Origin of the sequence: Nitrosomonas sp., from assembly GCF_040256045.1 — a bacterium.
Lineage (GTDB): Bacteria > Pseudomonadota > Gammaproteobacteria > Burkholderiales > Nitrosomonadaceae > Nitrosomonas.
The window spans coordinates 1-2,480 of the sequence record NZ_JBDZWD010000097.1; the positions used below are offsets into that span (position 1 = coordinate 1).

A 2,480-nucleotide genomic window follows, 5' to 3' on the forward strand; every position below is an offset into this window, starting at 1 on the left:
GTGCGCATGGCGTCTGCCTTCTTTCTCGTGAAAGACGATCACGCGCGGTTGATCCTGCAAGTGCATGCGTTCTTCAATGCGGCTGATCGCCTGCGTGAAAACATCCGTTCCGACTTTCTCCGTCTCCGGCGGGTTAAGGAGTCAGGGTTGCGGGCAGTCTCCAGCGATATGCCCTTCAAGATTTCGTTCCAGTCTTGCAGGATTGAGAAAAGTTGGTTTGAAACGCTTCCGGATTTCTCCATACTTCAAACGCCCAACTCATCTAGGTTGGGTGTTTTTCATTATACTTTTGGCAGATTCTACTCTTTTTGTGATTCTTAATTAGTTCCGCAATTGCAATTCGTGAATGCGGCGCGGAGTTGAGAAGTGATTGGGCATTTCCCACCTTTTTAGAACCATCCGCTTAAATGAGGGGGAACCTCTATAAGTTACAAACAGCAAGTAGAGGTAAGATAAGTGTGATCATATCGAAGATAAAAGTAATAAAAAGCCTTCTTTTCTTGAGATGATAATTTTTATTCTGCAGTAGCATATTTGTGTGAGGCGACTCACATCCCTGATATCTGCCGTTCTGGCAGAACCCACCCCCGCCATTACCCCTAGTGGCAGGGGGTTCTCCTTTTTGTACTACATCCCCCATCCTTTTGTTCTATCTCACTATCTTTGAAGGTGGCTTCTTGGATAACGTAACTTGGTACTTTATCCACCTTAAGGGTTTTTGATCAACGGACGAATCGGCGGATTACACCATTCATCAGCAGACCGATACCCAACAGCGGAAGTGTACCGGGCAGTGGTATTTCTGCCGGAAACTCAATAGGTTGTTCAGCAAGAGCTACATTATCAAATTCAAACGCATACTGACTACTTGTGGCGATCACCCTGTTAAATGCAGTATCGGAATTGATGTTGACATAAAATGTACCGTCAGCACCCTGATCGCCATTGGCTAATGTGTTGACATCTGCTCCGGTAAAACTGAAAAGAAGCGTGGTGCCATCATAGAAAGACAATGTATTGTAATTGTCAACTGAGCCCCACAGCAGCCCGAAGTATTGGTGATAATCACCTAAATCCAGTGTTACTGAACCTATGCCAGTAGTCAGGTATTGTGTTTCATTCTGGCCATTGGTTTGAGCATTACCAAACAATGTACCGTTACTGTTTGAAATATAAGGGGCAGCATATATTCCTGATACGTTTGGTAGAGTTGCAACGCCAGCATCCGGGCCACTGAATGTGACGGAAATGCCATTTGCTGTCGTGCCGCCTGTACTTGCAAGAGAATCGAAATTTTCATAAATACTTGCACCAGTTGGTACGCCTCCCACAGCTGCATTGATCGTTGCCGCCATGGTAGTGGAAGCTACTGCTCCAATACTGGAAATTAAAATTCCTACCGTATAAAGCCCAATTGTTTTATTGATTGTCCGCATTTTAAATCTCCTTTGTAAGTTATTTACATCGATAAACCAAACAGCAGTTTGCTGTGTGCTTATCTATTAGCAGATTCCATGCCAACAATAATTATTTATTATATTCAATATCTTGTGATTGATGTTGGTTCCGGTATGTAAGAGTATGCAAAATTTACTGACATTCTTCGGTGCAATTATTTTTAGGGGAATGGCAGGGATTGATACTCATGCTCCCCACGCTTGTGGTTGTGGATGAGTATCTTGAAGCGTGAATAGAAGAAAATTCGGGTGATGTGCAGTCTGTTTAGCCACCCATGGGCTTTAGCCAACATTATTTAAAGAGGCTGGGATTAAGCGAAGCATTTAATCTTTCCTTTGCTTGCAATATTCCTGAAATAATTGAAAGCTAAGATGACTGCATGATTTAGTTTCTGATCCCTAACTCCCCCTCCCTGGTAGATAAGGATCCTTTAATCCCCTGTTATCCTCCTATGACAGGGGATTTCTTTATCAGAAGTTGCCAATTCGCATGAATGAAAAGAGTTTTTTCCGGGCTGACATATAGCCATTCGGTTCGTTGATAGCTGAAAAAACGGTTAGCGCTCATAACGCAGGCATCGTCTGGAATCTATTTAAAGAAGATGCGCCTGCATCTCCAAAGGCTCACAGTCAGTGGCTTGGAAGCAGATATTTGAGTTTGGTTTTTTTTCGAGATTTCCGGCTATTTCATCAATCTTCAGAACAGTTATCCTATTTCAGGAAGCCGGTGAGGCATCCCTCATCAAAAAGCCTGGCGTACCTGTAGTTTATGTGACACTGCATTCCTTCGATGACGGTGATGAGCACGGTGTCCACCCTGATAAGGGTTTGCAATGCTCTTACAATCTGTCGGTATAAATCCAGGGTGAGTGCAAGAATGACTACGGCATGCTCACATCATGTACGCCAGTAGCGATCCGGTCAGTTCATACCAGCGTAAATGGACAGCAGCCATAAATAAGGTTTGCTTTAAAATTTCCTAAAGCCGGAATGGCAGCAGTCGTTATACTCCCCAGCAGCATT

At 43.8% G+C, this 2,480-nt stretch carries 2 protein-coding genes; one reads left to right on the top strand and one right to left on the bottom strand.

All coding sequences use genetic code 11. From position 1 onward, the window contains the following. The coding region (locus ABUL11_RS11195) for a hypothetical protein (RefSeq protein ID WP_350283932.1) at positions 1 to 321 on the top strand (321 nt) is incomplete at its 5' end. Between the two features lie 401 nt (positions 322 to 722). On the opposite strand, the gene ABUL11_RS11200 is transcribed toward ABUL11_RS11195, so the two are convergent. After that, positions 723 to 1,436: an Npun_F0296 family exosortase-dependent surface protein gene (locus tag ABUL11_RS11200; RefSeq protein ID WP_350283933.1), complete on the bottom strand. Its 714-nt coding sequence runs from the start codon at positions 1,434 to 1,436 to the stop codon at positions 723 to 725. Positions 1,437 to 2,480: the final 1,044 nt, after the last annotated feature.